Annotated in this window: 17 protein-coding genes; 9 read left to right on the top strand and 8 right to left on the bottom strand. The window is 71.8% G+C overall.

The annotated features are described in order from the left end of the window. The first annotated feature begins 73 nt into the window (after positions 1–73). The 4 genes from CLV30_RS19190 (at position 74) to CLV30_RS19175 (ending at position 3002) form a co-directional block, all read left to right on the top strand. Positions 74–868 carry a carbohydrate ABC transporter permease gene (locus CLV30_RS19190; RefSeq protein ID WP_420842002.1) on the top strand — a complete coding sequence of 265 codons (795 nt, stop codon included), beginning with the start codon at positions 74–76 and terminating at the stop codon, positions 866–868. Continuing rightward, positions 865–1746 (top strand): ROK family protein, encoded by an 882-nt coding sequence (locus CLV30_RS19185; protein WP_106538843.1) that lies wholly within the window; start codon positions 865–867, stop codon positions 1744–1746. Before CLV30_RS19190 ends, CLV30_RS19185 begins: the two co-directional genes overlap by 4 nt. Further along, positions 1743–2432: an N-acetylmannosamine-6-phosphate 2-epimerase gene (locus tag CLV30_RS19180; RefSeq protein WP_106538842.1), complete on the top strand. Its 690-nt coding sequence runs from the start codon at positions 1743–1745 to the stop codon at positions 2430–2432. Before CLV30_RS19185 ends, CLV30_RS19180 begins: the two co-directional genes overlap by 4 nt. Positions 2433–2552: 120 nt before the next feature. Further along, positions 2553–3002 carry a hypothetical protein gene (locus CLV30_RS19175; RefSeq protein ID WP_129711032.1) on the top strand — a complete coding sequence of 150 codons (450 nt, stop codon included), beginning with the start codon at positions 2553–2555 and terminating at the stop codon, positions 3000–3002. Positions 3003–3074: 72 nt separating this feature from the next. On the opposite strand, the gene CLV30_RS19170 is transcribed toward CLV30_RS19175, so the two are convergent. The 7 genes from CLV30_RS19170 to CLV30_RS27050 form a co-directional block, all read right to left on the bottom strand. Further along, positions 3075–5288 (bottom strand): heavy metal translocating P-type ATPase, encoded by a 2214-nt coding sequence (locus CLV30_RS19170; protein ID WP_420842001.1) that lies wholly within the window; start codon positions 5286–5288, stop codon positions 3075–3077. Positions 5289–5559: 271 nt separating this feature from the next. After that, the gene (locus CLV30_RS19165; protein WP_165358645.1) at positions 5560–6834 is read right to left on the bottom strand and encodes a sulfatase family protein; all 1275 of its coding nucleotides are present in this window, start codon (positions 6832–6834) and stop codon (positions 5560–5562) included. Positions 6835–6842: 8 nt separating this feature from the next. Next, the gene (locus CLV30_RS19160; RefSeq protein WP_205740891.1) at positions 6843–7763 is read right to left on the bottom strand and encodes a carbohydrate ABC transporter permease; all 921 of its coding nucleotides are present in this window, start codon (positions 7761–7763) and stop codon (positions 6843–6845) included. Beyond that, a complete protein-coding gene (locus CLV30_RS19155; protein WP_205740890.1) occupies positions 7760–8722 on the bottom strand; it encodes a carbohydrate ABC transporter permease in 963 nt (320 codons plus the stop codon). Before CLV30_RS19155 ends, CLV30_RS19160 begins: the two co-directional genes overlap by 4 nt. 42 nt (positions 8723–8764) lie before the next feature. Then, positions 8765–10015, bottom strand: a complete 1251-nt coding sequence (locus tag CLV30_RS19150) for an ABC transporter substrate-binding protein (protein ID WP_165358644.1) — start codon at positions 10013–10015, stop codon at positions 8765–8767. A 26-nt stretch (positions 10016–10041) separates the two neighbouring features. Continuing rightward, a complete protein-coding gene (locus CLV30_RS19145) occupies positions 10042–11088 on the bottom strand; it encodes an alpha/beta hydrolase family protein (protein ID WP_106538837.1) in 1047 nt (348 codons plus the stop codon). Further along, on the bottom strand, positions 11085–15680 hold the full coding sequence (locus tag CLV30_RS27050; RefSeq protein WP_205740889.1) for a DUF6351 family protein: 4596 nt from the start codon (positions 15678–15680) through the stop codon (positions 11085–11087). The genes CLV30_RS19145 and CLV30_RS27050 overlap by 4 nt, the downstream gene beginning before the upstream one ends. A 207-nt stretch (positions 15681–15887) precedes the next feature. On the opposite strand from CLV30_RS27050, the gene CLV30_RS19135 reads away from it, so the two are divergent. The 5 genes from CLV30_RS19135 (at position 15888) to CLV30_RS19115 (ending at position 25247) form a co-directional block, all read left to right on the top strand. Next, the gene (locus CLV30_RS19135) at positions 15888–17936 is read left to right on the top strand and encodes a PQQ-binding-like beta-propeller repeat protein (protein WP_106538836.1); all 2049 of its coding nucleotides are present in this window, start codon (positions 15888–15890) and stop codon (positions 17934–17936) included. Further along, the gene (locus CLV30_RS19130; protein ID WP_129711031.1) at positions 17933–20266 is read left to right on the top strand and encodes a PQQ-binding-like beta-propeller repeat protein; all 2334 of its coding nucleotides are present in this window, start codon (positions 17933–17935) and stop codon (positions 20264–20266) included. Before CLV30_RS19135 ends, CLV30_RS19130 begins: the two co-directional genes overlap by 4 nt. A gap of 76 nt (positions 20267–20342) precedes the next feature. Continuing rightward, positions 20343–22706, top strand: a complete 2364-nt coding sequence (locus CLV30_RS19125) for an OmpL47-type beta-barrel domain-containing protein (RefSeq protein WP_106538834.1) — start codon at positions 20343–20345, stop codon at positions 22704–22706. 97 nt (positions 22707–22803) lie between these two features. Further along, positions 22804–24027: a helix-turn-helix domain-containing protein gene (locus CLV30_RS19120; protein ID WP_129711030.1), complete on the top strand. Its 1224-nt coding sequence runs from the start codon at positions 22804–22806 to the stop codon at positions 24025–24027. Next, complete coding sequence (locus CLV30_RS19115; protein ID WP_106538832.1) at positions 24024–25247, top strand: helix-turn-helix domain-containing protein; 1224 nt, start codon at positions 24024–24026, stop codon at positions 25245–25247. The genes CLV30_RS19120 and CLV30_RS19115 overlap by 4 nt, the downstream gene beginning before the upstream one ends. A 67-nt stretch (positions 25248–25314) precedes the next feature. On the opposite strand, the gene CLV30_RS19110 is transcribed toward CLV30_RS19115, so the two are convergent. Continuing rightward, positions 25315–26070: a sulfotransferase family protein gene (locus CLV30_RS19110; protein ID WP_165358643.1), complete on the bottom strand. Its 756-nt coding sequence runs from the start codon at positions 26068–26070 to the stop codon at positions 25315–25317. Between the last annotated feature and the right edge of the window lie 585 nt (positions 26071–26655).

Below are 26655 nucleotides of genomic sequence, written 5' to 3'. Positions count from 1 at the left end.
CGCCGACGCCGGTCGCTCCGGCGAGCGGCGGCGCAGGCGGCGCCCGATCGGGCGCATCGTCCTGCTCGTGGTCATGATCGTCGCGGCCGTCCCGTTCGTCTTCCCGACGTGGTGGATGGTGACGTCGAGCTTCAAGCCGATGAGCGAGATCATGCGGCTGCCGCCGACGCTGTGGCCCACGTCGCCGACGTTCGACGCCTACGGCCAGGTCTTCGAGCTGCAACCGTTCGCGCAGCAGTACTGGAACAGCCTCTACATCGCCGCCGTGGTCACGGTCGGGACCGTGCTGGTCAGCGCCATGGCCGGGTACGCGTTCGCCCGGGTGCGGTTCCCGGGCGTGAACGTGCTGTTCATCGTCGTCCTCGTCGGCATGCTCATCCCGATCGAGGTGACGATCGTGCCGCTGTTCCGCATGGTCAACGCGCTGGGCCTGATCGACACGCACTGGCCGCTGATCGTCATCCCGATCATCGGAGCGCCCAGCGTGCTGGCGACGTTCATCATGCGGCAGTTCTTCCTCACCCTCCCCGCCGAACTGGAGGACGCCGGCAAGGTCGACGGGCTGACCCGCGCCGGGATCTTCTGGCGCATCGCGTTCCCGCTCGCCCGCCCGGCGACCGCCGCCGTCGCGATCTTCACGTTCATGCAGTCGTGGAACATGTTCCTCGAACCGCTGGTGTTCCTGTCCAGCAAGGAGAACTTCACGCTGCCGCTGGCGCTGACCCAGTACGTCGACGCCTACGGCGGCCCCATCTGGAACGTGCAGCTCGCCGCCACCACGCTCACGGTGCTGCCGGTGCTCGGGGTGTTCGTGCTCGCGCAGCGCCAGTTCGTCGAGGGACTCGCGCAGACAGGGCTGAAGGGATGACCGCGATCGGCGTGGATATCGGCGGCACCAAGACGATCGCGGCGCTCGTCGAGAACGGGACGGTGCGCGACCGGTCGGCGGGACCGACGCCTGCGGGCTCCGGACCCGACGCGGTGCTCGCCCACGCCGCCGGTCTCGTCGGGGACCTCGGGGCCCGCGCGGACGTCCCGGTCGGCGTGGGCACCGCAGGCACCATCGATCCGGGCACCGGCGTCGTCCGGTACGCGACCGACAGCCTGCCCGGGTGGGCGGGCACCCCGGTCGCTGCGGAGCTGCGCCACCGCACCGGCCGGCGGGTCAGCGTCGACAACGACGTCAACGCCGCCGCGCTCGGCGAGGCTCGGCACGGCGCGGGACGCGAGCACGGGCGGGTGCTGCTCGCGGCCGTGGGCACCGGCGTCGGCGGCGGGCTCGTGGTCGGCGGACGGGTGTGCCGCGGGCCGCGCGGGACGGCGACGGAGCTGGCGCACCTGTACGTCGGCGAGACCGCCGACCCGTGCGGATGCGGGCGTCACGGCCACCTGGAGGCCGTCGCCTCCGGCACCGGGATCGCGCACGCGTACGCACGGTCCAGCGGGGAGCACGTCCCGGCGCACGAGATCGCTCGCCGCGCCGACGCGGGCGAAGCGGCGGCGGCCGGTGTCCTCGCCCACGCAGCGGACGTGCTCGGCCGCACGTTGGCCGGCTGCGTCGCCGTGCTCGATGTCGACGTCGTGGTGCTGGCCGGCGGCGTCACGCCGAGCGTGCTCGAGGCGGCCACGGAGTCGTACCGCCACGAGTTGCTCGACCCGCACGCCGACGTGGCCCTGGTACCGGCGCGGCTCGGCGGGGACGCCGTCGCCGTCGGCGCCGCGGACCTGACCGAGGAGGAGACGTGAGCCCGATCGACCAGCTGCGCGGCGGCGTCGTCATCTCCTGCCAGCCGCTGCCGGACGAGCCCGACGACCCGATGCGTGACCCGTACGTGCAGGCCAGGGTCGCCGCCAGTGCGGTGCTCGGCGGCGCCGCCGGGCTGCGCATCAACGGTGCCGACGACATCCGCGCGGTCGGTGAGCTCTGTGACGTCCCGGTCATCGGCCTGATCAAGCACGGCCCGGGTCCGGTGGCCATCACACCGACGGCCGAGCACGCGGTCGCCGCGGCCGCCGCCGGTGCCGCGATCGTGGCTGTCGACGCCACCGCACGGCCCCGGCCGGACGGGCAGGAGTTCGCCGACACCGTGCGCACGGTCCACGAGACGACTTCCGCCCTGGTGCTGGCCGACGTTTCGACGTTCGACGAGGGTGTCGCCGCCGTGGACGCGGGCGCGGACGCGGTTGCCACGACGCTCGCGGGCTACACCGCGGACACCACCGGCCGGGACGGGCCCGATCTCGACCTGCTCGCCGCGCTGGTGGCGCGCGTCCCGGTGCCGGTGATCGCCGAGGGCCGGTACCGCACGTCCGACGACGTCACCCGCGCGCTGGACGCCGGCGCACACGCCGTCGTCGTCGGGAACGCGATCACGTCACCGCTCTGGCTGACCCGGCGGCTCATCGGCGGCGTCACGCCCGGCCTTGCCTGACCTCGATACCGGCAGCCGCACTTCGGAGGCTGCGTTCGCCGTTAGGTGCATGTGGCGGTATCGAAGTCGGCGCCGGAGCGAGCACGCCGAGCGGAACCACGCGCCGGGTACTGGAGCCGTTTGACCGGCGCGGATTTGGAAACGATGTCGGTATGGGCCGGTCGGGTGTCGGCGCTCGACACGATCCTGACTGGAGCGTCCACCCACTGGTCGAGGGGGCGATTGGAGGGGACGAAGATCATGCTCATGATATTGCTCGCGTTGCTCCTGCTCGCCGTCACCGTCGTCGTTGTCGTCGCCGTGGTGCTGGACGGCAGCGGCTCGGTGGCAGTCGACGTGTTTGGCCTCGAATTCGACACCACCGTCTGGGGTGTGTTCGTCGCCGGCGTCGTCACCGGTCTCGTCGCGCTGGCCGGACTGGCCGCACTCGCAGCGGGGGTCCGGCGGATTCGCGCACGCCGCGAGGAAATCGTGCAGCTGCGCCGCAAGGTCGCGGAACAGGAACAGGAACAGGCCGAACCACAGACCGCGCCGGACGAAACGCTCGGCGCCCACCGGACGGACCGGTGACCCGCGTCCCACTGTGATGGGGGTGTGGTTACTGGGGTCATAGCACCAGTAACCACACCCCCATCACCCAGATCACGCCGCTGAGGTGAACCGCTGCAGGCGGAGGCTGTTGGCGACGACGCTGACGCTGGAGAACGCCATCGCGGCGCCGGCCACCATCGGGTTCAGCAGGCCCGCCGCCGCTACCGGGATGGCCAGCGTGTTGTATCCGAACGCCCACAGCAGGTTGGTCCTGATGGTGGACAGCGTCCGGCGGGACAGCCTGATGGCATCGGCCGCCGCACGCAGGTCACCCCGCACCAGGGTCAGGTCCGACGCCTCGATGGCGACGTCGGTCCCGGTGCCCATCGCCAGCCCGAGGTCGGCGCGGGCCAGCGCGGCGGCGTCGTTGATCCCGTCGCCGACCATCGCCACGACCTTCCCGCCGGCCTGCAGACCGGCGACGACGTCGACCTTGTCCTTCGGCAGCACCTCGGAGACGACCTCGTCGATGCCCACGGCCGCCGCGACCGACCGGGCGACGGCGTCGTTGTCGCCGGTCAGCAGCACCGGGGTGAGGCCGAGTCCGCGCAGGCGGTCGACGGCCTCGCGGCTCGTCGGCTTGATCGCGTCGGCGACCACCAGCACGGCGCGAGCCCGGCCGTCCCAGCCGACGACGACGGCGGTCGACCCGGCCCGTTCGGCCGCGGCTTTCGCCTCCGCCAGCTCGGGGCCGAGGTGCTGGTCCCGGTCGGCCAGCATGCTCGCACGTCCCACCACGACGTCGTGCCCGTCGACGACGCCCCGCACGCCGTTGCCCTCGACGTTGTCGAACGACTCGACGGCGGGCAGCTCGCCGACGCGCTGCGCCGCACCCTTCGCGATCGCTTGCGCGATCGGGTGTTCCGAAGCATCCTCCAGCGCTCCGGCCAGCCGCAGCACGTCCCGCTGGTCGACACCGTCGTCGACCAGCACGTCGACGAGGGTCATCCGCCCGGTCGTGACCGTCCCGGTCTTGTCCAGGACGACCGTGTCGATCGCGCGCGTGGACTCGAGGACCTCCGGCCCCTTGATCAGCACGCCGAGCTGTGCGCCGCGGCCGGTGCCGACCATCAGCGCGAGCGGCGTGGCGAGCCCGAGCGCGCACGGGCAGGCGATGATCAGCACGGCGACGGCAGCCGTGAACGCCGCGGACGGCGAGTCGCCGACGGCGAGCCAGACACCGAGCGTGCCGAGTGCGATGGCGATGGCGACGGGCACGAACACCCCGGAGATCCGGTCGGCCAGCCGCTGGACCGCGGCCTTGCCCGACTGGGCGTCCTCGACCAGCTTCGCCATCTGCGCGAGCTGGGTGTCGCTGCCGATCCGCGTCGCGCGGACCACCAGCCGGCCGCCCGCGTTCACGGTGGCGCCGACGACCCGATCGCCCGCGGTGACCTCGGCCGGGACGGACTCGCCGGTGAGCATGCTCTCGTCGACCGCCGAGGACCCCTCGATCACCACGCCGTCGGTGGCGATCTTCTCGCCCGGCCGCACCGCGAACACGTCGTCGACGGCCAGCTCACCGGCCGGGACGCGCACCTCGCGGCCGTCGCGCAGCAGCGAGACCTCCTTGGCGCCGAGCTCGAGCAGCGCGCGCAGCGCCGAGCCCGCCCGCCGTTTCGACCGGGCCTCGAAGTAGCGGCCGAGCAGGATGAACGTGATCACGCCCGCGGCGACCTCGAGGTAGATGTTCGCCGATCCGTCGCCGCGGGAGGTGGTGAACTCGAACCCGTGGGTCATCCCCGGCACACCGGCGTCGCCGAGGAACAGCGCGTACAGCGACCACAGCATCGCCGCGCCGGTGCCCATGGTGATCAGCGTGTCCATGGTCGCGGTGGCGTGCTTGAGGTTCGCCCAGGTGGCCCGGTGGAACGGCAGCCCCGCCCACACGACGACCGGCGCCGCGAGCGTCAGTGAGAGCCACTGCCAGTAGTCGAACTGCAGCGCCGGCACCATCGCCAGCACGACGACGGGGGCGGACAGCACCGCGCCGACGATCACCCGGTTCTTCAGCGCGTGCAGTTCCGCGTCGTGCTCGTCCCCGGCCGCGTCGTCCGTCCCGGCCGGCTGCGCCGGCTCGCGCTCCGGGGGCGGCAGCGTGGCCTGGTAGCCGGCCTTCTCGACCACCGCGACCAGCTGTTCGGCGCTGACGTCGGCCGCGTAGCTGACCTTCGCCTTCTCGGTCGCGAAGTTCACCGACGCGGTGACGCCGTCGAGTTTGTTCAGGTTGCGCTCCACCCGGGCGGCGCACGACGCGCACGTCATCCCGCCGACCGCGATCTCCACCTGCGCGGCGTCGTCACCCGCGGCGTCCGGCGACGCACCGCCGGCCGGCGGTGCGTCGCCGGACGCCGATCGGTCGGTCGATGTCATGCGCTCTCCTCCACCACACGGCCCCGATACCAGCTGGGGGTACCCATCTGATGGTAGACCATACCCATGGGGGGTATAGAACGCAATCGACCGCGACAGTGACGGAGCACACGACGGCTCCCCCGAGGCGCCGAAGCGAACGGCACCGCGGAAGCTCCGCGCGCTACCGGCGGACCGGGGCGGGCGGCCGGGCGATCGGTCCGTGCCGCAGCGGATCGCCGGTGTCGGCCATCGACTCGTCGAGCCGGCCGGCCAGCCGGCTCCGGACCGGCTCCCAGTCGGCGGTGCCGGCCAGGTTCGTCATCTCCCACGGGTCGGCGTCCAGGTCGTAGAGCTCCTCCTCCGGACGCGGCTGGAGGTGCTCGTCGCCCATCCCGCGCCGCGTCTGGCTCTCCTCGAGGTCCTTGCTCAGCACCAGCTTCGGTCCCTGAACGTAGTTGCGGACGTACTTGAACCGGTCCGTCCGCACCGCGCGGATCGGGTCGTAGCTGTCGTGGTACGTCTTCTGCAGGAACAACGTCCTGTCCGCCGGCGCCTCCGCGTCGCCGCTCAGCTCCGGGCGCAGGCTGCGCCCCTCCAGCTCACCGGCCGCCGGGGCGCCGAGCAGATCCAGCACCGTCGGCACCACGTCGAGATGACTGACCAGCGACGACACCCTGCCCGCCGGTACGCGCCACGCACGGGGCGGCCGCGCGATCATGGCCACCCGCACGCCCGGGTCGTAGAGCGTGCCCTTGGCCCGCGGGAGCGCGGCGCCGTGGTCCGTCGTGAAGATCACGAGCGTGTTGTCCGGGTCGCCGTGCTGCTCGATGGCGTCGAGGGTCATGCCCACCGCGTCGTCGAGCTGCCGGATCGAGCCGTACAGGCCGGACAGGTCCGCGCGCGTGTCGGCGTTGTCCGGCAGGTACGGCGGAACGTCGACGTCGGCCGCCGGGAACGGGGCGTAGTCCTCCGCCGGCCACGGCCGGTGCACCTCCCACATGCCGATGGTCACGACGTACGGCGTCTCGCTGCGTCCGTGCTCGGCGAACCAGTCCGCGCTCTCGCGGCCGACCTGCAGCGCCCGGGGCAGGAACCCGAGACCACGCACCTCGTCGAAGCCGAGGACGGCCGGGTCCGGGTCCTCGTGCTGAAGCCCCACCAGGCTCGACCGGCAGCCCAGGTCGCGGACGCGCTCCGGCAGCGTCCGCACCCCCGCGGCGTAGCGCCAGCCGTGATGGGTGAGTCCGACGAGGCCGTTGCGGTGCGGCGAGATACCCGTGAACAGCGCGGACCGGGCCGGCGTGCACAACGGCGACGTGGCGAAGGCGCGGTCGAAGACCACGCTCTCGTCCGCGAGCTCCCGCAACCGCGGTGTCGGCGCGTTCGGCGCGTCGTAACAGCTCAGCCAGGTGCCGAGATCGTGACAGTGGATCAGGACGACATGCGGTTTCGGCACTGCTGTGCTCATCCTTTCATTCCGGACATCATCGCGGCCTGGAGGAAATGCCGCTGGGCGACCAGGTAGACCGCCATGATCGGCAGGAACGCAAGTGCGACGCCGGCCATCTCGAGCGGCAGCAGCGTCTCCTGCTGGCGCAGGCCGGCCACGCCGACGGTCAGGGTGCGCATCTGTTCGGACTGCCCCACGACCAGCGGCCACAGGAAGTCGTTCCAGTGCCACAGGAACATGAACAGTCCCACCGTAGCGACGATGGGTCGCACCAGCGGGAGAACGAGGCTCCAGTAGATGCGCAGCTCGCCGGCGCCGTCGACCCGCGCCGCGTCGATCATCTCGTCCGGGATCCCCATGATGAACTGACGCATGAGGAACAGCGCGTGCACGTTCGCCAGGGTGGGGACGATCAGCCCCCAGTACGAGTTGATCCCGCCGGCCTGTGACACGAGGATGAACAGCGGCACCAGAGTGAGGTGGTACGGGATCATCATCATCGCGATGATGCTCCAGAAGATCGCGTCCCGGCCCACGAAGCGCTTCTTCGCGAACGCGTACCCGGCCAGCGACGACAGCACGACGATGATCACCATCGAGCCCACCGAGTAGATGACGCTGTTCAGCGCCCACCTGGCGATCTCGCCGCCGGCCAGAGCGGTCTCCAGGGTCTCCAGGGTCAGCGGCCACGGCCACAACGACCCGGGCAGCTCGATCACCGCGGTCGGCGGCTTCAGCGCGATCACCATCATCGCGTAGAACGGGAAACCCGTGGCGACGGCGGCCACGGTCAGTGCCGCGTACCGCGCGACCTGCGGGAGCCCGGCTCGTGGCGGACGCGCGGGCGCGGCGTCCAGGCTGTCCGCGCCGCCTCCGGGAACTCCACCGCCCGCGCTGCCCCCGGCACCCCCGGTGCCCGATTCGGTGACGGTCACGTCCTGCTCCTTCCGAAGAACCGTCCCTGGACGATCGCGACCACCAGCGTGATGGCGAACAGGACGACGCCGATGGCCGCCGCGTAACCGAACTCGAAGTACTCGAATCCGCGCTGGTAGAGCATGAACACCAGGGTCGAGCTGGACCGCACCGGACCACCGGCCGTCATCACGTAGATGACGTCGAAGACCTGGAACGAGTGCACGGTCTCGATGACGACGACGAAGAACAGCGCCGGGCGCAGGTGCGGCAGCACGACGTAGCGGAACACCTGCCACCAGCTCGCGCCGTCCACCCGCGCCGCTTCCTCCAGCTCCACCGGAACGCTCATCAGCGCCGCCAGGAAGATCAGCATGTCGAAGCCGAACCGGGCCCAGGTCGCCACCGACGCGAGGACCGGCAGCACGAGCAGCTCGTTCGACAGCCACGGCACCGACGACAGCCCGATCCCCTCGAGCATGGCGTTCAGCGCGCCGTTGTCGGAGTAGATCCAGCGCCAGATCACCCCGGCGAAGACCAGGCTGGTCATCACCGGCAGGAAGAAGATCGACCGGAAGACCTTCGTCCCCCGCGAGGGCCGCCGGATCAGCAGCGCCATGACCAGCGACCCCACCACGACGAGCGGCACCGCGATCACCGTGTAGACCGCCGTCACCCGCAGCGCCTCCACGAACAACGGATCGCCGCCGAGGCGCTCGTAGTGGTCGAGGCCGACCCAGCTGAACTGTCCGGCCAGCGAGTAGTCCGCGAAGCTCAGCGCCACGCTGCCGACCGCCGGCACCACGCGGAAGATCAGGAACAGCGTGACGTACGGCAGGATGAAGGCGTAGGCGATCCGCGCCTCGCGACGGCGCAGCAGCACGCCAGCCCGGCTCGCCGCGCGGCGGGCACCGGAGCTCTGCGGCTCGGGCCCGGGCGGTGGGTCCACGCGGGGTGACGTGTCGGTGTGCCCGCTCACGGCGGTCACGCTCCTTCCGGTGATGTCGGCCGGGGCCGCCGGTCAGCTGCCGCCGAGGATCCTGTTCGCCTGCTCCTCGGCAGCGGCCAGCGCCTCCTCGGGCGACTTCTCGCCGAGCAGCGCCGCCTGGACCTCGACCCGCAGCGTCGACATCACCTCGACGGACTTGGCCGGGTGCGGGCCGAACGTGGAGGTCGTCGGGATCAGCTTCTCCACCTTGCCGAGCACCGGGTCGTCGGCGTACAGGTCGTCGAGCGACTTCCGCGGGGCGAAGTAGCCCGACTCCACGTCGAACTCGCGCAGCGCCTCCGGCCGGCTGATCCACTTCACCCACTCGCGTGCCGCGGCCGTGTTGTCGGACGTGCCGAGCACGCCGTACGCCCCGACCGTTCCGTAGGCGACCTGTTCCTGGTTCTCCAGCGGCGGCGCGATGAGCACGTTCTCCGCGCCCCAGAGCTCGATCAGGCGCTGCGGCTCGGCGCTGACCATGGCGACGTTGCCGCGGCTGACCTCGGACTGCTCGATGTTCGACGGCTCGCTGATGGCGCCCTTCGGCGTGTAGCCCTCGTCGACGAGCGTCTTGAGGTACTCGAGCGCCTCGATGCCTTCGGGGCTGTTGAACGCGACCGACTCGCCGTCGTCGGAGTAGACGCTGCCGCCGGCCTGGTAGAGCCACGGGTAGAAGCTGATGTTCAGCGTCATCTCCAGGTGTCCGGGGTACTCGGTCATGTAGTGCCCGGCCTGCTTCACCTTCTCGGCGGCGTCCAGGAAGGCGTCCCACGTGGTCGGCGGCTCGGCGACACCGGCGGCGTCGAGGACGCGCTTGTCGTACACCTGCGGGATCACGCTCTGCAGGACCGGGATCGCGTAGATCTCGTCCTCGTAGGTCACCGCGTCGAGCGCCGACTGGTGAAAGTCGTCGCGGTCCTGACCGAGCGTGTCACCCAGCGGCGCCAGCAGGTCCTGGCTGGCCAGCGTGGGTATCCGGTCCGGGATCAGGTAGGCGACGTCCGGTCCCTCCCCCGCCGCCAGCGCCGCGGTGAGCTGTTCCTGTGCGCCCTGCCACGGGTTGACGGTGATCTCGACCTCGACATCCGGGTGTTCCTTCTGGAACTCGGCCGCCTGCTGCTGGTAGTGCTCGCGCATGGCGTTCTCGTCGTAGATGGGGTTCGTCCACATCGTGACGGTGCCGGAGATCTCGCCGTCGCCGGACGCCGAGCCGGAGTCCGACCCGCACGCCGCGAGTGGCAGTGCCATCGCCAGCGCGCCCGCTGCCATCGTTGTTCGCCGCATCGGTAGACACCTTCCGTGAGTGGTGTTCACAGCCATCGCCGCAGCCAGTCCACGGCCGAGTCCGGCTCGACCTCGTGGCCGCCGTGGTGCAGTTCGAGGTGGACGCGCTCACCCAGGCCGAGCTCGTCCCAGTGCCGGCGCGCCCGCCCGAACTCGGCGGTGACCGCCGGGGCCCACCCGATGTCGTCCGCGCGCCCGTGCTGCACGAGCAGCGGCCTGGGGCAGATCAGGCTGACGAGGTCGGCGTCGGCGAACTCGCCGAGCAGACCCGGGTGGTGCGCGTGGATCTCCGCGGTCTCGAGGAAACAGGTGTACCGCGGATCCGGCACCGCCATCTTGGCCAGGCGGTCGTTGAAGTAGGACGAGATCACGCCGACGCGGATACGCGGCTCCACCGGCATCCAGTACTGCGTGGCCAGTCCGCCCCAGCTCTGCCCCCACATCCCGATCCGGTCCGGGTCCACCGGCGCGAGCCCGGGCAGCGCGTCCAGCAGGCAGCGCAGCCGCGCCAGCTCGATGCCCTCGATCAGGCGCCCGTCCATCCAGGCCAGCCGCTGCAAGCGATTGCGCTCCTCGATCCCGGCGACGTTGAACGGCGCCAGTACCGCGAAGCCCGCGCGCAACAGCGCGACCGCGCACTCGTGGTATCCGCTGCCGCTCTCGCCCGGTGGGTCGAACGCGGACTCCGGCGCGCTGGCGATGCCGTGCTGGAACACCACCAGCGGCGCCCGCTCGGCGCCGTCGGGCACCGCCAGCACCGCCTCGGCCGTCAGTCCGCCGGACAGCGGCAGTCGCACCCAGCTCGCGGTCACGCCGTCGCGGACCGGGTGCGGCTCGATCTCGGCCGGCCCGTCGGCCACCAGGCCGGGGGTGCCGAGGAAGCGCGCCCACCGCCGCAGGTTGGCCTCGACGCTGCGGGCGTAGGCGCCGGGGTCGGTGTAGTCCCGCGCCCACGCCGATGCCGCGCGGGCGGGGTAGCCGTCGACCAGGCTGCCGCGCAGGTAGTGCTCGAGCTCGATCCTGTAGCGGCGGTTGCGCTCGCGGCGTCGCCGTGCACCGGTGTGCGCGCTCACCGCACCGCCTCCGTCTGGCCGGCCCCGGGCCTCGGGAACCGCAGCCAGGTTCCGGCCAGCTCCTGCTGACCGACCCCGGGCCGGGACCAGTCGCACACCCCGTCGTCGAAGATCTCCCGCGCGCGGTCCAGCTGCGCCGCGGTGAACTCGACCGCGTAGTCGTCGGCGCCGACCGGCTCGAGCCGGCACTTCAGGACGTCGTTGGCCAGCGGACCGCCGGCGACCATCCGCGGCGACGACCACACCGGGTACTGCTCGGCGCAGGTGGAGCCCTCGGTCTCGGGCAGCTGGCGCTCGCGGATGCGCCGCGGGTTCTCGCCCCTGGTCCAGCAGGAGTCGACCAGCCAGTCCGGCCGGTTCCGCGCGATCCGGTCGATCGGCTCGTCCGCGGGCCGGTCGTCGTTCTCGATCGCGGTGACCCAGGCGTCGAGCTCGGCGAGGGCGCGGCGGCCGACCGGGTCGCGGGAGTTGAATCCGCCGTGCTCGCGCTCGTCGACCAGCATGACGTGGTTGGCGGCCGTGCCGTTGGCCGCGATCAGCCGCTGCCGGGTGGAGAACGAGTGGTACCGCTGGTGGTTGTCGCCGTTCGGCCGGTCGTCGAAGTAGAGCCGGAAGTCGATGATCGGGATCTCGGCCAGCCCGCCTCCGCCGCGGAGGATGCGCCCGGTGCGGTACGCGGTCTCCAGCGCCTCCGGGTCGGCTTCGGTGCGCTGCGGGACGTGGTTCGCGTCCGCGTCGAGCCCGCCGATGCGCTCGTTCAGGTCGAGGAACGCCTCCACGCTGATGACGCCGTCCTCCAGCGCGCCGAGCCCGTACTGCACGCCGACGTTGTCCAGCGGCCGCCGCACGACCCCGTTGTCGTCGACGCCGTAGACGTTCGCATGGTGCGAGTAGACGTCGCAGCGGGCGCCGTCCGGGTGGGTCTCCGGGTCGTAGCGCAGCGATTCCGGCAGCTGCTCCGGGCACTGGTCGCGTGGGTCGATCCGGCGCGCGCTGTTCGCGCCCTTGGCGATGCTCCCCCACTTGCCGAACCCGGCGACGGCCCGTTGCTGCTCGCGGGTGAGCGCGCCGGGTGCGGTCTCGGTGAAGTACCGGTGCAGCAGGCCGGCGTCGGTCGCGCTGAGCAGCGTTCCCGAGGCGACGTCCGGGAAGCTGGCGCCGGCGATGATGCCGTCGAGCAGGCCCGGATAGTTGTCGCCGATCTGGTGCACCTGGTAGGCGCCGCCGGAGGAGCCCCATCCGAGGGTGGACTCGGGCGGGCCGTAGGCCTCGACGAAGCGCTCCTTGACCATGCTCATGGTCTCCGCCGCGAGCACGTCGTTGCAGTTGTTGCCGAACACGTTCAGCGACGACGAGGCGACCGCGTAGCCCTGTTCGAGCATCCCGCCGTCCAGGACCCTGCCGGTGCGATCGCCCTGCACGTACCAGCCCCGCGGGCAGCCGCCGCCGAACCGGTAGACCAGCCGGCCGTTCCAGCCCGCCGGGCGTGCGCCCGGCGCCGGGGCGGCCGTCTCCGGGTCGTGCAGCACCGCGGTCTCGTAGATGCCGCGGTTGATGGTCCCGGTCTCGACCCGCACGATGTACGGCACCTCGGCGCCGGTGCTGGTGGTGGTCCAGGCGAGGTCGTCGGGACGGGTCTCGCCGTCGGGCAGCGCAGCCCAACGGTCGCCGGTCGTGCGGTACATGTAGTCGACACGGGTCGCCACCGAGCAGTCGTCGTCCAGCGGCGGGCCGAGCAGCTCACCGGTGACCAGCTCGAAGCGTTCGGTGTCGCAGACGAACGGTTCCTCGTGCGGGCCGGAGAAGACCGGCCCGGTGATCGGGTGGTTGGTCAGCCGCAGCTCGGCCTCCGGTGTGCCGTCGGCCGTGCTCGCCGTCAGCGTGCCGGCGCCGTCGGGCAGGCCGCTCACCACGCCGGTGAGCGTCCCGCCGGCCGGGTCCGGTGACAGCTGACCGGTGACGTCGGCGCCGTCGAGCTCGACGTCGACGCTTCCCGGCTCGACGCCCGGCGGCGCCGTGACCCGGACGAGCGCGTCGCCACCGGAGACCGCGTCCGGCCGTGACGACAGCACCTCGATACCGGGCGCGCCGTCGGGGGCGCACTGCCCAGTGGCGCCGGCGGAGGCCGTCGTACCGTCGTGGACGGGGGCGGGCTCGTTGCCGGTGCAGGCCAGCGTCCCGCTGATGGTCGTCCCGGTGATGACGTTCTCGCCGCCGGCGTTGTCCGCGAGCGTGACCGCGCCGGAGATCGTGGCGTCGGTGACGACGACCGGGCCGGTCGTGGACTCGATGCGGGTCGCGCCGGCGACGTCGGCACCGTTCAGCCGGACCGTCGACGCGCCGCGCGCCGTCAGCCCGCCGGACAGCTCACCGCCGGTCACCACCAGGCCGGCGCCCGCCGACACCTCGACCCGCCCGCTGACCGCCGCGCCGTGCACGCAGGTGACGCCGTCGGTGACCGCGAGCGCGCCCGCGTGGTGCCCGTCGACGATCCGGTCGCACTCCGGGCCGGTGGCCGGCGACGGGCTGAAGCGGAACAGCCGCGCGCCCGAGCGGTAGTAGAGGTCACCGTGGTCGTCGAGCGCCAGGTCCTCCACCGCGTTGTCGGCCAGCACGTGCGCCTGCCAGCGGGCACGGTCGATGTAGTGCAGCTTCTTCGTGCTGCTCGCGAACATCCGGCCGGCGTCGTCGACGACGATCTCGAAGTCGCGCCCGTGCGGCTCGGTGGTGTCGTGGCCGAGGTCGATCGTGCCGGAGACCTCGCGCGTGTCGAGGTCCACCGCGAACAGGGTGCCGTCGGCGATCCCCCACACCTGTCCCGCGTGCACCGCCAGCCCGGAGACGGCTTCGGCCTCCGGGACGGGGGCGGTCTCGTAGACCACCTCGCGGGTCCGCGGGTCGAAGGCGAACAGCACGGCCTCGCTCGCCTTCGGCTCGGCGCCGAAGCCGCCCGTGATCGAGGTGCCGCCCCAGACGAGGTCACCGTCGAAGGCGAGGGACACCACGCTCTGGTCCGCCACGACGTCGCGGAACACCTCGGTGTCGCCGGTGTCGGGGTTCCACAGTGTCAGCGCGCCGCCGAGCAGCCCGCTCTCGGGAGCGGACCCCACGGCGACGCGGCCGGGCAGCTCCGCGAAGGCGAACGGGCGGTCCTGCTCGGCGCCGATGGGCATCGAACCCGTCGGGTTGCCGGCGCCCGGGTCCCACGGCGACGCGGTGTCGTAGACCCGCAGGCCGCCACCCGGGTACTTGCCGATCAGCAGGTCCTCACCCCACGATCCGAACCCCTGCGCGCCGCCGCCACCGGAGAGCTCCTCCAGCGCGTCGTCCTCGACGCTCCACCTCGCCATGCCGGGCTGGCCGGACACGTAGATGTCGCCGTCCGGGCTGCGGTCCAGCGATGCCAGCCGCGCCGGCGGGGCGTGCAGGTCGGCCTCCTGGGACGTACTGTTCCCGGTCCGGAAGTTGTGCACGTCGATGTCGCCGCGGTAATAGGTCACCGCGAGGCTCAGCCCGGGGAAGTCCGGGTCATCCATGTCGACCCAGCGGAAGTCGCCCGGGATGACCCTCGGGGACCAGTCCGTCGGTTCCCAGCTCAGCGCGTCCAGGTCGTAGCGGGCGATCTGGCCGGAGTGCTCGCCCTCGTTCACCCGGAAGTAGACGTGCTTGCCCGTCGTCGGGTCGACCGGCGAGACCATACGGGGACCGGCCACCTCGACGGTGTCGACGAACTCGCGGGTGCCGAGGTCGAAGACGTGGACCTCGTGCTCCGGCGGTGACTCGGTGCGCAGCAACAGCCGGTCGTCACGCACGTGGAACAGGTCGTAGACGGCGAGCCTGGACCGGTACTGCTCGGGCAGCGGGATCTCGGTCAGCTCTCCGCTGCTCCGGTCGATCTCGGCCAGCCGCGCCTCTCCCCTGGTGCCGGCCCAGATGGTGTCGTCGGTCACGGCGATGCTGCGCACGTACGGCTGGCCGAGGACCTGCCCGTAGTCGCGCACGTCACCGGTGGCCGGGTCGTAGCTGAACACGTGCCCGTTCGGATACGTGCCGCCGAACACGACGCCGTCCGCCGCGACCTCGAGCATCAGGATCTGCTCGCCCGGCATCGGCGTTCCCAGCGGCTCGATCGTCTCGCTGCCGATCTCGTACCGGTACAGCTCACCGCTGCGCATGCCGAGGTAGACCGCCTTCTCGGCCGCCGAGTACTCGACTCCCCAGGAGTCGTTGCCGCTCGGCACCTTCTGCCGGAAGACCACCTCCTGCGTCCGGATGTCGACCACGGTGAACTCCGCGGGCACGTCGTCGTTGCCGCGGGGCAGGAAGAACGCGAGCGGCTCGCCGTTCAGGCCCTCGCCCAGCGCCTGGTCCGGTGAGAGCGGCCGCTGCGGCAGCGGTGGTCCCAGGTCCTCCGGCGTGCCCGTCGGGACCGTGGACGGGCTCGCCGTCGCCGCCTGCTCGGTGCCGGTGGAGGTGCCGGTGGAGGTGCCGGCGATGGTGTCGGAGGGCTGTGCCGGTGCCGTCAGCGGGGCCGCCGCGAGCACCAGGCCGCAGAGGAGGGCGGATGTCGTTCGCCATCGGGCAGATCGCATGGCTGGGCTCCTGCCTGTCAATTTAGGGCGTGGCCGTAATGTAGGCCCGGCGAACATCCGGGTCAAGAGGTGCTGATCTGCGGCGTCAGATCTTGTCAGTTCGAACAATCCGTGATTACGGTAGCGACCGTTATTCGAAGACCATGCCTACATCGGGAGGTCTCGATGTCTTCGGAACACCCCCATCGCCCCGTCTCACGACGCGCTGTGCTGGGCACACTCGCCGCCGGCGCGTCCGCCACCGTGCTGCCGTCAGCGCCCGCCGCTGCCGCACCACGACAGGGCGCCGCACCGGCCCTGGACTCACTCGGCACGCCGATCGAGGACGTCACCACCACCGGCGGCGCGGTCGGCATGGACGCACAGAACCGGACCTGGCTGTACTCCATCGCGGCCGGCTCGGCCGGAGCCGACGGCACGTTCAACGTCCTGGACCCGTCCGACGGGTCGGTCGCGCACGCCGTGCCCCTGACCGGCACCCAGACAGCCTGGGGAGTCACGACGGGACCGGACGGCGCCGTCTACATCGGCGCGCAGAACGGGCACCTCTACCGGTGGCCGCACGGCGCGGCGCAGCTCACAGACCTCGGCCGGCCGCTGGAGTCCGAGCGGGTGATCTTCAAGATCTCGTTCGACGACCAGGGCTGGCTGTACGGCGGGACGTACCCCGGCGGCCGGGTCTTCCGGTACCACCCGGAGACCGGCGAGGTCCGCGACTACGGCCAGGCCCTCGAGGGCCAGACGTACGCGCGCAGCACGATCGTGCACGGCGACACCGTCTACGCGGGCACCCAGCCCAACGCCCATCTGGTCGCGTTCGACACCGCGAGCGGCGAGCGACGTGAGATCGCCCTCCCGCCGAACATCGAGCCGGATCACCGCGTCTACGGCCTCAACGTCCACGACGGGCTGCTGTACGCACGGATCTCGCCGACCGGCGTCACCGGGACGCTGGTGGTCATCGACGTCGCGACCGAGGAGGTCGTCGACCAGCTCGACGACGTCGGCGGCCTCGACGTCTCGGCACCCGGTCCGGACGGGCGGGTCTACGTCGTCCAGGGCGGCGAGGTCACCGGCTACGACCCCGGCACCGGCACCACCACGCCCACCGGCCTGCTCTTCCCGGGCCGGGTCACACAGTTCCGCGGCGTCGGCTGGGGGCAACTGGACCTGCCCGACTATCCCGGCCCGTCGCTGATCGGCATGGGCTGGAAGGGGTACGGCTTCCGGCACGACCCGGAGACCGGCGCCGGCGAGACGTTCGAGACCGACATCGCCAAGGTGCCGGTGCGGCTGCGGGCCCTCGGCGCCGGGGCCGACGGGCGCGTCTACATCGGAGGCACCGGTGTCGGCGGGCTGGCCGTGCTGGACACACGCACCGACGAGATCGAGTCGCACCGCTTCGGCGAGCACCAGGGCATCGCCGTGCACCGCGGCGAGGTCTACCTCGGGCTCTACCCGCAGGCGCGGATCTACCACTACGACCCGGACACGCCGTTCTACAGCGCGGAGTACACCACCGTCCCGCCCGGCGAGACGCCGAACCCGCGGAAGCTGTTCGACGGCACCGACCACGGTCAGGACCGGCCGTTCGCAATGACGTCGGCGGGCGCACACCTCGCCGTGGGAACGGTGCCGTCCAGCGGGTTCCTGGGCGGCGCGCTCACCCTGTACGACTCGGCGACCGGCGCTCGCGACGTCTACCCGGACCTGGTCCCCGACCAGAGCATCATGGCGCTGGCCCACCGCGACGGCGTGCTCTACGCCGGGACGTCGGTGTACGGCGGGTACGGAGCGGACGAGACCGCGTCCGAGGCCGTCCTGTTCGCCTTCGACCTGGCCGAACGGCGGATGCTGTGGTCGATGGTGCCGGTGGCCGGCGAACGGACGGTGTCGGCACTGGACTTCGACGGCCACGGCCGGCTGTGGGGCCTGACGGCCGGCGTGATCTTCAGCGTCGACCCGCGCGGGAGCCGACGGGTGTGGTGGCGGCGCTACGCCTCCTACACCTGGCCGTCCGACGGCGCCTACGTCGTCGGCGATCTCGCCTACAACCCGGCCGACCGACGCGTCTACGCCACCGTCCCTGGCCGCGGACTCGTCCGGCTGCATCCGCGCAGCCGGCGCGTCGAGCTGCTGCACGACCGCCCCGACCTCTACCGCCTGACCGTCAGCGACGCCGGCGACGTGTACGTCACCGACGGCGCGGAACTGCTCCGCCACCGCGTCGACGCCCATCCGGGAGGCACACGATGATTCCCCCGACGAGCCCTCAAGCCAACCCTCGAACCGACCGCCGGGCGGGCCGCCGTTCGGCCCTCGCCCGCGCAGGAGTGGCCGCGCTGGCGGCGAGCCTGAGCGCAGCCGGGCTCGGCGCGGCCGCCACACCGGCACCCGAAGCGGCCGCCTCGCCCGCACCCACGGCACCGTCGGGCGCCGACAGCCGCGAGACCGACCTCGGCACACCCATCGCCGGCAACGTCGTCGCGTTCGCCCAGGAGTTCGGCCGCAGCCCCGAGGGCCGCCCGCAGGCCTACCACGTCGCCGACGGCCAGCCGCTGTACACGGTCGAGTTCGTCGTCACCGACATGCGGACCGGCGACACCACGTTCTCCACCCGGCTGCCGCGCGGCAACCGGAGCAAGGCTCTGGACTACTCCGCCGCCGACGGCAGCGTGTACATCGGCACCCGCCAGGGTGACCTGTTCCGGCACCCGACCGGCACCGAGACGATCGAGGACCTGGGCACGCCGCTGGAGGACGACGGCATCTTCAGCCTCGAGACCGGCGACGACGGCACCATCTACGGCGGCACCTACCCGGGCGGGCACGTCTTCTCGGTCGACCCGGAGACCGGTGACGTCCGCGACTTCGGCCAGGTCGCACCGAGCGAGACGTACGTGCAGAGCCTCGTGGAGGTCGACGGTGTCGTCTACGCCGGCAGCCAGCCGGGCGGGCGGCTGTTCCGCATCGACCCGGACGCCGGCAGCGTCGACGAGATCGCGCTGCCCGCCGGGTACGAGGACGAGAAGGCGGTCTACCGGCTGTTCGCGGCCGGCGGGAAACTCTTCGCCTTCCTGCAGTCCACGCACGTCCTCCTGGTGTACGACCTGGCGACGGGCGAGTGGGTGGACGAGGTCACCGAGTTCCAGGGCCAGGCCGTCTCCCCGATCGACCCGGCCACCGGTGAGCACGTCTACTTCCGGCTGAAGAACGGCGAGATGGCCCGCTACCACCTCGGCACCGGCGAGCACGAGGAGATCGGCTGGCGGCCACGCGTCATCCCCGGGCGGTTCGCCTGGGTCGACCTGGACCACCCGGACTTCCCCGGGCCGACGCTCGCCGTCACGTACCAGGGCTCGTCCCGGATGGAGGTCTTCGACGTCACCAGCGGCGAGACACGGCGGGTCTACGCGGACCTGGAGGGCGCGCCGCCGCCGATCCACTCGCTGGGCACCGGCCCGGACGGCAAGATCTACATCGGCGGCTACCTCTCGCAGTCGGGCATGGCCCGCTGGGACCCGGACACCGAGAAGGTCGAGCGGCTGCGCGGCGTGCGCCAGGTCGAGGGGTTCGGCACCTTCGGCGACCGGTTGCTGATCGGGCGCTATCCGCGGGCCGTGCTGTCCGTCTACGACACCGGCCTGCCGTGGGACGAGGGGTTCGACCAGGATCCGCCGGTCTACATGGAGCACTTCCAGGACCGCCCGCACGCGTTCGCCGATCTCGGCGACCGGGTGGCCGTCGGCACCGTGCCGCAGTCCGGCCGCCTGGACGGCGCCATCGGACTGTGGGACCCGGTCAGCGGCGACCTCACCGTCGACCAGGGCGTGCTGGGCAACCGCAGCCCGGTCACGCTGGCCACGAGAGGCGACGGCCTCGTCTACGGCGGGTCCACCGTGTGGGGCGGCTACGGCGTCGACCCGATCGAGGAGTCCGGGACGCTGTTCATCTACGACCCGGACACCGGCGAGGTCGTGTACGAGAACGCGCCGGTCGAGGGCGAGCCGTCGCTGTCCGGGCTGACCTTCGGCCCCGACGGCCTGCTGTACGGGCTCGCCGGCGGCTGGCTGTTCGCGTTCGACCCGGAGACCCGTGAGATCGTCCGCCGGCAGCAGCTGCAGGACACCGGCGTGAGCCGCTACGGCACCGACCGCGACATCGTCTTCGACGACGTCGGCCGGCTGTTCGTCACGACCGGGGGCTTCCTGCACCGCGTGCATCCCACGACGTGGGAGGTCGACGTGCTGGCCGGCAACCACGTCGAGCGCCTCGTCATCGATCACCACGGCGACCTGTACTACAGCCGCGACGCCAACCTGTTCCGGTACGACGTGGCCGAACCACGGTGCCCCGAACCGGACCAGCGCGACACCGTGGCCGTCGGGGGCGAGGACACCACCGTGCCGAACCGCTACGCCGACGACGGATGCCGCGTGTCCGACCTGCTCGGAGCGCCGGACGAGTTCGACACGCACGGCGCGTGGGTCCGCCACGTCGCCACCGTCTCGGCGGACCTGCGCGACGACGGGATCATCAGCGCCCGCGAACGCGCCACGATCCTGGCCGCCGCCGGCGAGCCGTGACACCGGCCCGCGACGCGTGACACCGGCGCGCCCGCCGGACCGAAACGAAGCCGGACCGAAACCACGAGGAGACCCGATGCGAAGACGAACCCTGCTGACCGCGGCCCTGGCCGGCCCGCCCGTGGCGTACGCGACGTCCTGGCTGCCCGCCACGGCGAGCACCACCACCGGGACGGACGGGCCGGGCGGGCCGGCCCGGGCCCTCGGACCGTCGTCGGGGACGGCGCCCGAACTGCTGACCGTGCCGATCACCGACGTCAACATGGTCGGCGCGCAGATCTTCGGCGGATCCGACGGCGAAGCACTGCTGTGCGGTGTCACCAGCGGAGAGCCGGCCAAGGTGTCGGCCGTGGACGCCCGGACCGGGGAGGCCCTGTTCACCCGGCCGCTGCCCGGCGCGGGCGGCGCGTACGCCACGGCGATCGGCGCCGACGGGAACATGTACGTGGGCTCGTACTCCAACGCCGGCCTGTACCGGGTGGACCCCCGGGCCGGGACGGTGGACGACCTCGGCTCGCCGCTGGCCGGCGAGACGTTCCTGTTCGGGCTGGCCGCCGGCGCCGACTCGCGCATCTACGGAGCGACCTACCCGGGGACGAGAGTCTTCTCGTTCGATGTGAACACCGCCGAGGTGCACGACTTCGGCTCGGTCGCCGCGGACACGAAGTACGCCCGCGCCATCGGCGTGCTCGACGGCGCGGTCTACGTCGGCACGTCGCGCGGTGCGCACCTGTTCAGGCTGGATCCGGCGTCGGGCGACACCACCGAACTGCCGCTGCCGGCCGGGCTGACCCCGGGCGACACGTCGGTGTCGGTATTCGACGTCGACGCCTCCGGCGGCCTGCTCTACGTCCGCATCGGCGTGGACATCAAGCACGCGCCGCTCTACGCGTTCGACCCCGCCACCGGGAGCTGGATCGGTGAGCTGGCCAACGTCGCCGGCCTGGGGCTGTCCGCACCGGACGCGGACGGTCTCGTCTACGTCATGCACGACAACGAGCTGACCGGCTGGGACCCGGTCAGCGGCACGGTCACCGCGACCGGGCTGGTCTACCCGGGCCGGGTGTGGAACTACCGCGGCGTCGGCTGGGTCGACCTCGGCGATCCCGAATGGCCGGGGCAGACGCTGACCGGCTGGTTCTGGCGCGGGGAGATGTGGCGGTACAACCCGCAGACCGGTGCGCACTCGGTCACCGACGGGCCGACCGTCCCCGGCGAGCCGGCCGAGATGATCTCGCTCGAGACCGCTCGGGACGGGACGATCCTCGCCGGCGGGTACCTCGCCGGGTTCGCGCGGATCGACCCCGCCGACGCGAGCGTGCGGTTCCACCGCTTCTCGCAGACCGAGAGCCTGCTCGACGACGGCGAGTCGGTGTGGGTCGGTGCCTATCCGGACGCCCGCGGGTACCGCTACGACCCGGACCAGCCGTGGAACAGCGTCGAGTACTCGCCCGGCCCGCCCGGCACGGCCCCGAACCCGGAGAAGGTCTGGGACCTGCACGATCATGCCGACCCGCAGGACCGCATCTTCGCGATCGCCCGCGTCGGCGACCGGGTGGTCGCGGCTACCGGGCCGCGCAGCCCCACGTTCGGCGGCGCTCTGGTGGTGCACGACACCGGCACCGGCGATTACGACGTGCGCGACGTCGGTCTCGGTGACCGGGCCGTGTGCGACCTGGCCGTCATCGGCGACGTCGTGTACTGCGGCACCTGGATCCACGGCGGCTCCGGCGCACCGGAGCCCACCCTGACCGAGGGCGACATGTTCGCCTACGACCCGGTCGCCGACGAGGTGCTGTGGCGTACCAAGCCGGTTCCCGGAGCCACGTCCTACGCCGGTGTCGTCGCCGACCGGGACGGGCGGTTGTGGACCATCGCCGACACCACGCTCGCGGAGATCGACCCGGCCGACGGCACGGTCGTGCGCACCATCGAACTGGGAGACACCGTCGGCGGCGGCCGGACGTTCCCCAACACGGTGGCGATCCTGCGGGAGGCTCCGGACGCGCCGCTGCTCTACGTGAAGTCGGCGGGGCGGCTGTGGCAGGTGTGGACCCGCACCGGCGCGGTCACCGACCTCGGGGTGTCCGGCTACCGGCTGTTCACCGTCCTGCCGGACGGCACCCTGGCGCTGGCCCGGGGGGCCGAGCTGTTCCACTGGGACCCGGCGGGTGACGACGGATCCGCTCCGCAGGTGTCGATCGACACCGTGTACGTCTCCGGTGAACGGCTGCCGTCGGTGAAGGTGAACGCCGAGGACGCCGGCGGCTCCGGGCTCTGGCGGGTCGAGTACCGGCTCGACCACGGCCCGTGGACCGCGTACACCGGGCCGGTCCCGCTGTCCAGGCCCGGCATGCACCGGGTGACGGCCGCCGCGGTCGACGGAGCCGGCAACCGCGAGGAGACGTCCCGCCCGGTGCTGGCCCGGCCGCGCCGCTGACGGACGACGCGCCGGTACCGGCCCGTGGCTGCGCCACCACTCCAGGTCACCTGCCCCTGCTGCCGTACGCTCGGCATCAGGGGCAGGTGATACTGAAGTGGCATCCGTGATCGGTGTGGTGGGACCACACGACGTCGTCGACGAGGTGGCTCCGTACTGCGGGGAGCACGCCGACATCTCGGCGCTGTGCCTGGACTACACCGACGAGACGGAGACGACCGCCATCGTCGAGTCGCAGGCCGACAACGTCACCGGATGGCTGTTCACCGGGATCGGGCCGTACACCCGCGCCGAGCGGGCCGGCGTGCTCGACCGGCCCGCCGTCTACGTTCCCTACACCCGCGAAGCGCTCCAGCTCGCGCTGGTCGGGCTGCTGCGCACGAACCAGCGGATCGACCGGCTCTCGGTCGACACCATGTCGCACAACGCCGTCCGCCGCTGCCTGGAGCACGCCGGGCTGGACCCGACGCACGTGCGCGTCCTCCCGTTCCGGCCCGACCTGAGCGCGGACGACTACGCCGAGTTCCACCGGAGGGCGCACCGCGACGGCACCGGCACGCACGCCATCACCTGCCTGTCGTCGGTGCACGCCCGCCTCGACGGCGAACTGCCCACCATCCGGCTGCGCCCCACCCGGCACGCCGTGCGCAGCACGCTGGACCACCTGACGCTGAGCATCGACGAGGCCGCGCTCGGCGACGCCCAGATCGTCGTCGGCCTGGTCGAGACCGCCGACGGCACCGCGAACGTCGTCCGGCACGTCTCCGAGCTCAGCGGATGCGTCGGCCAGCGCGCGGACGGCACGGTGCTGATCGCGTCGACCCGCGGCCGGCTGGCCGAGGCGAGCGCCGAGTTCACCGACCTGCCGCTGCTCGGCCGGCTCTCCGCGGTCAGCGACCGGGTCCACGTCGGCTTCGGTCTCGGGCACACCGCCGCCGAGGCCGAGCATCTCGCCCGCCGGGCGCTGGTCCGGTCCCGCCGGGCCGGGCCGGTCGCGGCGGTGCTGTCGCGCCGCAACGACCCGGACGTCGTCCTCGCGCACCGCACGTCCGTGGCGCCCGCGCAGGAGCCGACCATGGACGAGCGCGCGCAGCAGGCGGGCATCGCCCCGGCGACGCTGACCGCCATCCGCGCGCTCCGGCTCGACTCCACCACCCCGCTGACCGCCGCGGATCTCGGCCACCGGCTCGGCCGGCAGACCCGCAGCGCCCGGCGGATCCTGGCGAAGCTCGAACGCGCCGGCCTCGCGCAACGGGCCGGCGAGGACTCCGGCGGTGTTCCGGGCAGGCCCGCCACGCTCTACCGGATCCACGTGCGATGAGCGCCACGATCGGAGTCGTCGGCCCGGCCGACCTCATCCCCGGCATCACCTCCGTCGTCCGCGAGCAGCCCGGCACGGTGATCCTCGAGCTGCCCTACGCCGACGACACCGACGCCCCCGCCCTGGTCGACGCTCACCTCGCCGAGGTCGACGGGTGGCTGTTCGCCGGCATCGCCCCGTACGCGGCCACCGTCGCCGCCCACGGCCCCCCGACCGCGCCCGCGACGTATCTGGAGTACAGCGGACCCACGCTGGCGCAGGCGCTGCTGGTGCTCGCGCAGCGCGGGCACGACGTCGCCCGGCTGTCCATCGACACGGTGCCGCTCGACGACGTCCACCACACCTACGCCGAGGCGGGGCTGCCCACCGACCACCTGCACGTGCTCCCGTTCGACCCCGGGCTGAAGCCGGCCGAGATCATCGGCTTCCACCGCGAGCGGCACGCCGCCGGCACCGACGTCGCCGTCACCTGCAACTCGGCCGTCCACGAGGCGATCGCCGGTGAGCAGCCGGCGCTGCGGCTCGCGCCGCTGGCCGCGTCCGTCCGCGTCGCCCTGCGGCAGGTTCTTCTGGCCGGCAGCAACCAGCTCGCCGAGGACGCGCAGGTCGCCGTCGGGCTGATCCAGACCTCCGGCGGCGACGTGGGGCTCGCGGCGGAAGCGGCCGCGCTGGGCGGCAGTCTCGCGGCCGCGGTAGGCGGTTCTCACCTGCTGATCACGACCCGCGGTCCGTTGTACGCCGCCACCTCCGGTTTCACCTCGCTGCCGATGCTTGGCCGACTCGCCGACCACCACCGCGTCGTCCGGGTCGGGCTCGGGCTCGGCGACACCGCCGCGGCGGCCGAGACGCGGGCCCGGCACGCCCTCGCCCGCGCCCGCGTGCTCGGCGACGTCCGCGCCGTCCTGTCGTTGCGCGACGGCACCGACATGATCCTCGACGTTCCGGCCAGCCGCGGAGCGACCGACACCACCAGCCTCTCGGTGCTGGCGCGCCGGGTCGGCGTGGCCGCCGCGACGCTGCGTGAGCTGCAGAAACTGCGTGAGGCGACCGACAACCGGCCGGTCACCACCCGCGACATCGCCGACCACCTCGGCATCCGGGTACGCGCCGCGCACCGGATCGTCCAGCGCCTCGAGCTGGGAGGGCTGGCCGAACGTGCCGGCAAGCTCAACCCGGGCGGCGCGGGGCGGCCCCACACGCTGTACCGGCTCGTGGTGTAACCCGGCGGTGGGGAGCGTCGAGGTGGTACAGCCACGCCACAGCCGCACCAACGACGCGCGGATTACGTCAGGTTGCCTGCGACAAGTCGGTCGAATAGCCGAACAGTTCGAAGTCGCGCTCGTACCGCTCCACCAGCATCGCCGCGAGCTTGTCCGTGTAGTGCTCGCCGAGTTTCGTGGATGCCCCCGTCGGCTTCGGAGACTTGTCGACGTCCACGCTGTCCTCGAACACCTGCCGGCCGAACAGCACGTTACTCAGCTCTGGGACGTCGCGATCGAGATGTTCTTGGCGCCCGACAAAATCGAGCTCGATGAGGCCGTCGAGCACCTCGTCGGCCTGGCAACGCCAATGACGCTCCATCTCGACGCTCGGCTGCTGGCAGATGACCTCGACGAACCGTGCGAACGTTGGAGTTCCTTTGTCGCCGGACACCCTGCGGAACGCTCGAGCAGTTGGTGATCTCGGGGTCGCGACAACGCGATGCAAGTAGCACGAAAGCGTGCGAGTAAATGGATTCCGAACAAAGGTCACCCGTTTCCAGTCCGGGCTTTCCATGATGTCGGCTACTTGATCAGCGGGCAGTTGGAACGGGAGCAGGTGTGGCGACGTGTCGCGCCTGTTGGGGTTCCCCACGGTGAACGGTGACCCCTCGGACTCCACTCGTTCAAGGTGCTGTGTGACAGTGCTGCTGGCAGCCTTACCCACGCGCAAGAAGACATATCGATTTTTCAGGGAGATGTACGTGCTGCGCTCCCAGTCGGCTGCCGTTTTGCGCTCGAGCACCTTGTCGAGGCTGAATCTTGCTCGGCTCTCGACGCTCACTGTAGACCTCCTGCTGTTCCATATCCAGATGTTGCTGGGCCAGGTGATTGTAGTCCCTCGCGGTGTCGGTGTCAGTCATCGCGTGCGCCGACCGCACCGCGACGGGCTGACACGCTCAGACGAGCCTCAGCGTGCTGGCCTCCCGGAGGCGGCCCAGACCGCGCTGACAGAAGCCAGGAGCTGGGACGCTGCAGTCTCGAGTTGATGCAGCAGCCGTAACCACGTCGTTACAACAGATGTGGCATCATGACGTCCCGTGCCTAACCACGCCGCCAGTGGAGCTCTGTCACGGCAGTCCCGGTGGTCGAGCCGCTCGATTACCCAGTACTGTCGGCAGAAACTGCTGCGATCCACTGCCATGGCGAGTGGACCCGCCCGAGACCGAGTCGCCCGGCACACCTCGGCCCGAAGGCCCTCGGCCACGACCGCCTGAGACAGATGGAGTAATCCGAGAGCATGAGGAACCTAGCTCGCCGCGCGTACCGCGTCGTCAGTGGCCGACTTTCGCACCAGCGCCGACAGACGATCAAGGCTGCCGCCAAACGGCTGACGCCGCGCCGGTTCAGACCGTACCTGCGGCGAATG

The organism is Haloactinopolyspora alba (assembly GCF_003014555.1).
GTDB classification, from domain to species: domain Bacteria; phylum Actinomycetota; class Actinomycetes; order Jiangellales; family Jiangellaceae; genus Haloactinopolyspora; species Haloactinopolyspora alba.
Note: the sequence above shows the minus strand (reverse complement) of the source record. Positions and strands in the feature narration are given on the sequence as shown.

Bases quoted from the DNA above. Each gene is read 5' to 3' on its own strand.
- CLV30_RS19190 (WP_420842002.1), top strand. From the start codon at position 74: ATGATCGTCGCGGCCGTCCCGTTCGTCTTCCCGACGTGGTGGATGGTG.
- CLV30_RS19185 (WP_106538843.1), top strand. From the start codon at position 865: ATGACCGCGATCGGCGTGGATATCGGCGGCACCAAGACGATCGCGGCG.
- CLV30_RS19170 (WP_420842001.1), bottom strand. From the start codon at position 5,288: ATGACGTGCGCGTCGTGCGCCGCCCGGGTGGAGCGCAACCTGAACAAA.
- CLV30_RS19150 (WP_165358644.1), bottom strand. From the start codon at position 10,015: ATGCGGCGAACAACGATGGCAGCGGGCGCGCTGGCGATGGCACTGCCA.
- CLV30_RS27050 (WP_205740889.1), bottom strand. From the start codon at position 15,680: ATGCGATCTGCCCGATGGCGAACGACATCCGCCCTCCTCTGCGGCCTG.
- CLV30_RS19130 (WP_129711031.1), top strand. From the start codon at position 17,933: ATGATTCCCCCGACGAGCCCTCAAGCCAACCCTCGAACCGACCGCCGG.
- CLV30_RS19125 (WP_106538834.1), top strand. From the start codon at position 20,343: ATGCGAAGACGAACCCTGCTGACCGCGGCCCTGGCCGGCCCGCCCGTG.
- CLV30_RS19115 (WP_106538832.1), top strand. From the start codon at position 24,024: ATGAGCGCCACGATCGGAGTCGTCGGCCCGGCCGACCTCATCCCCGGC.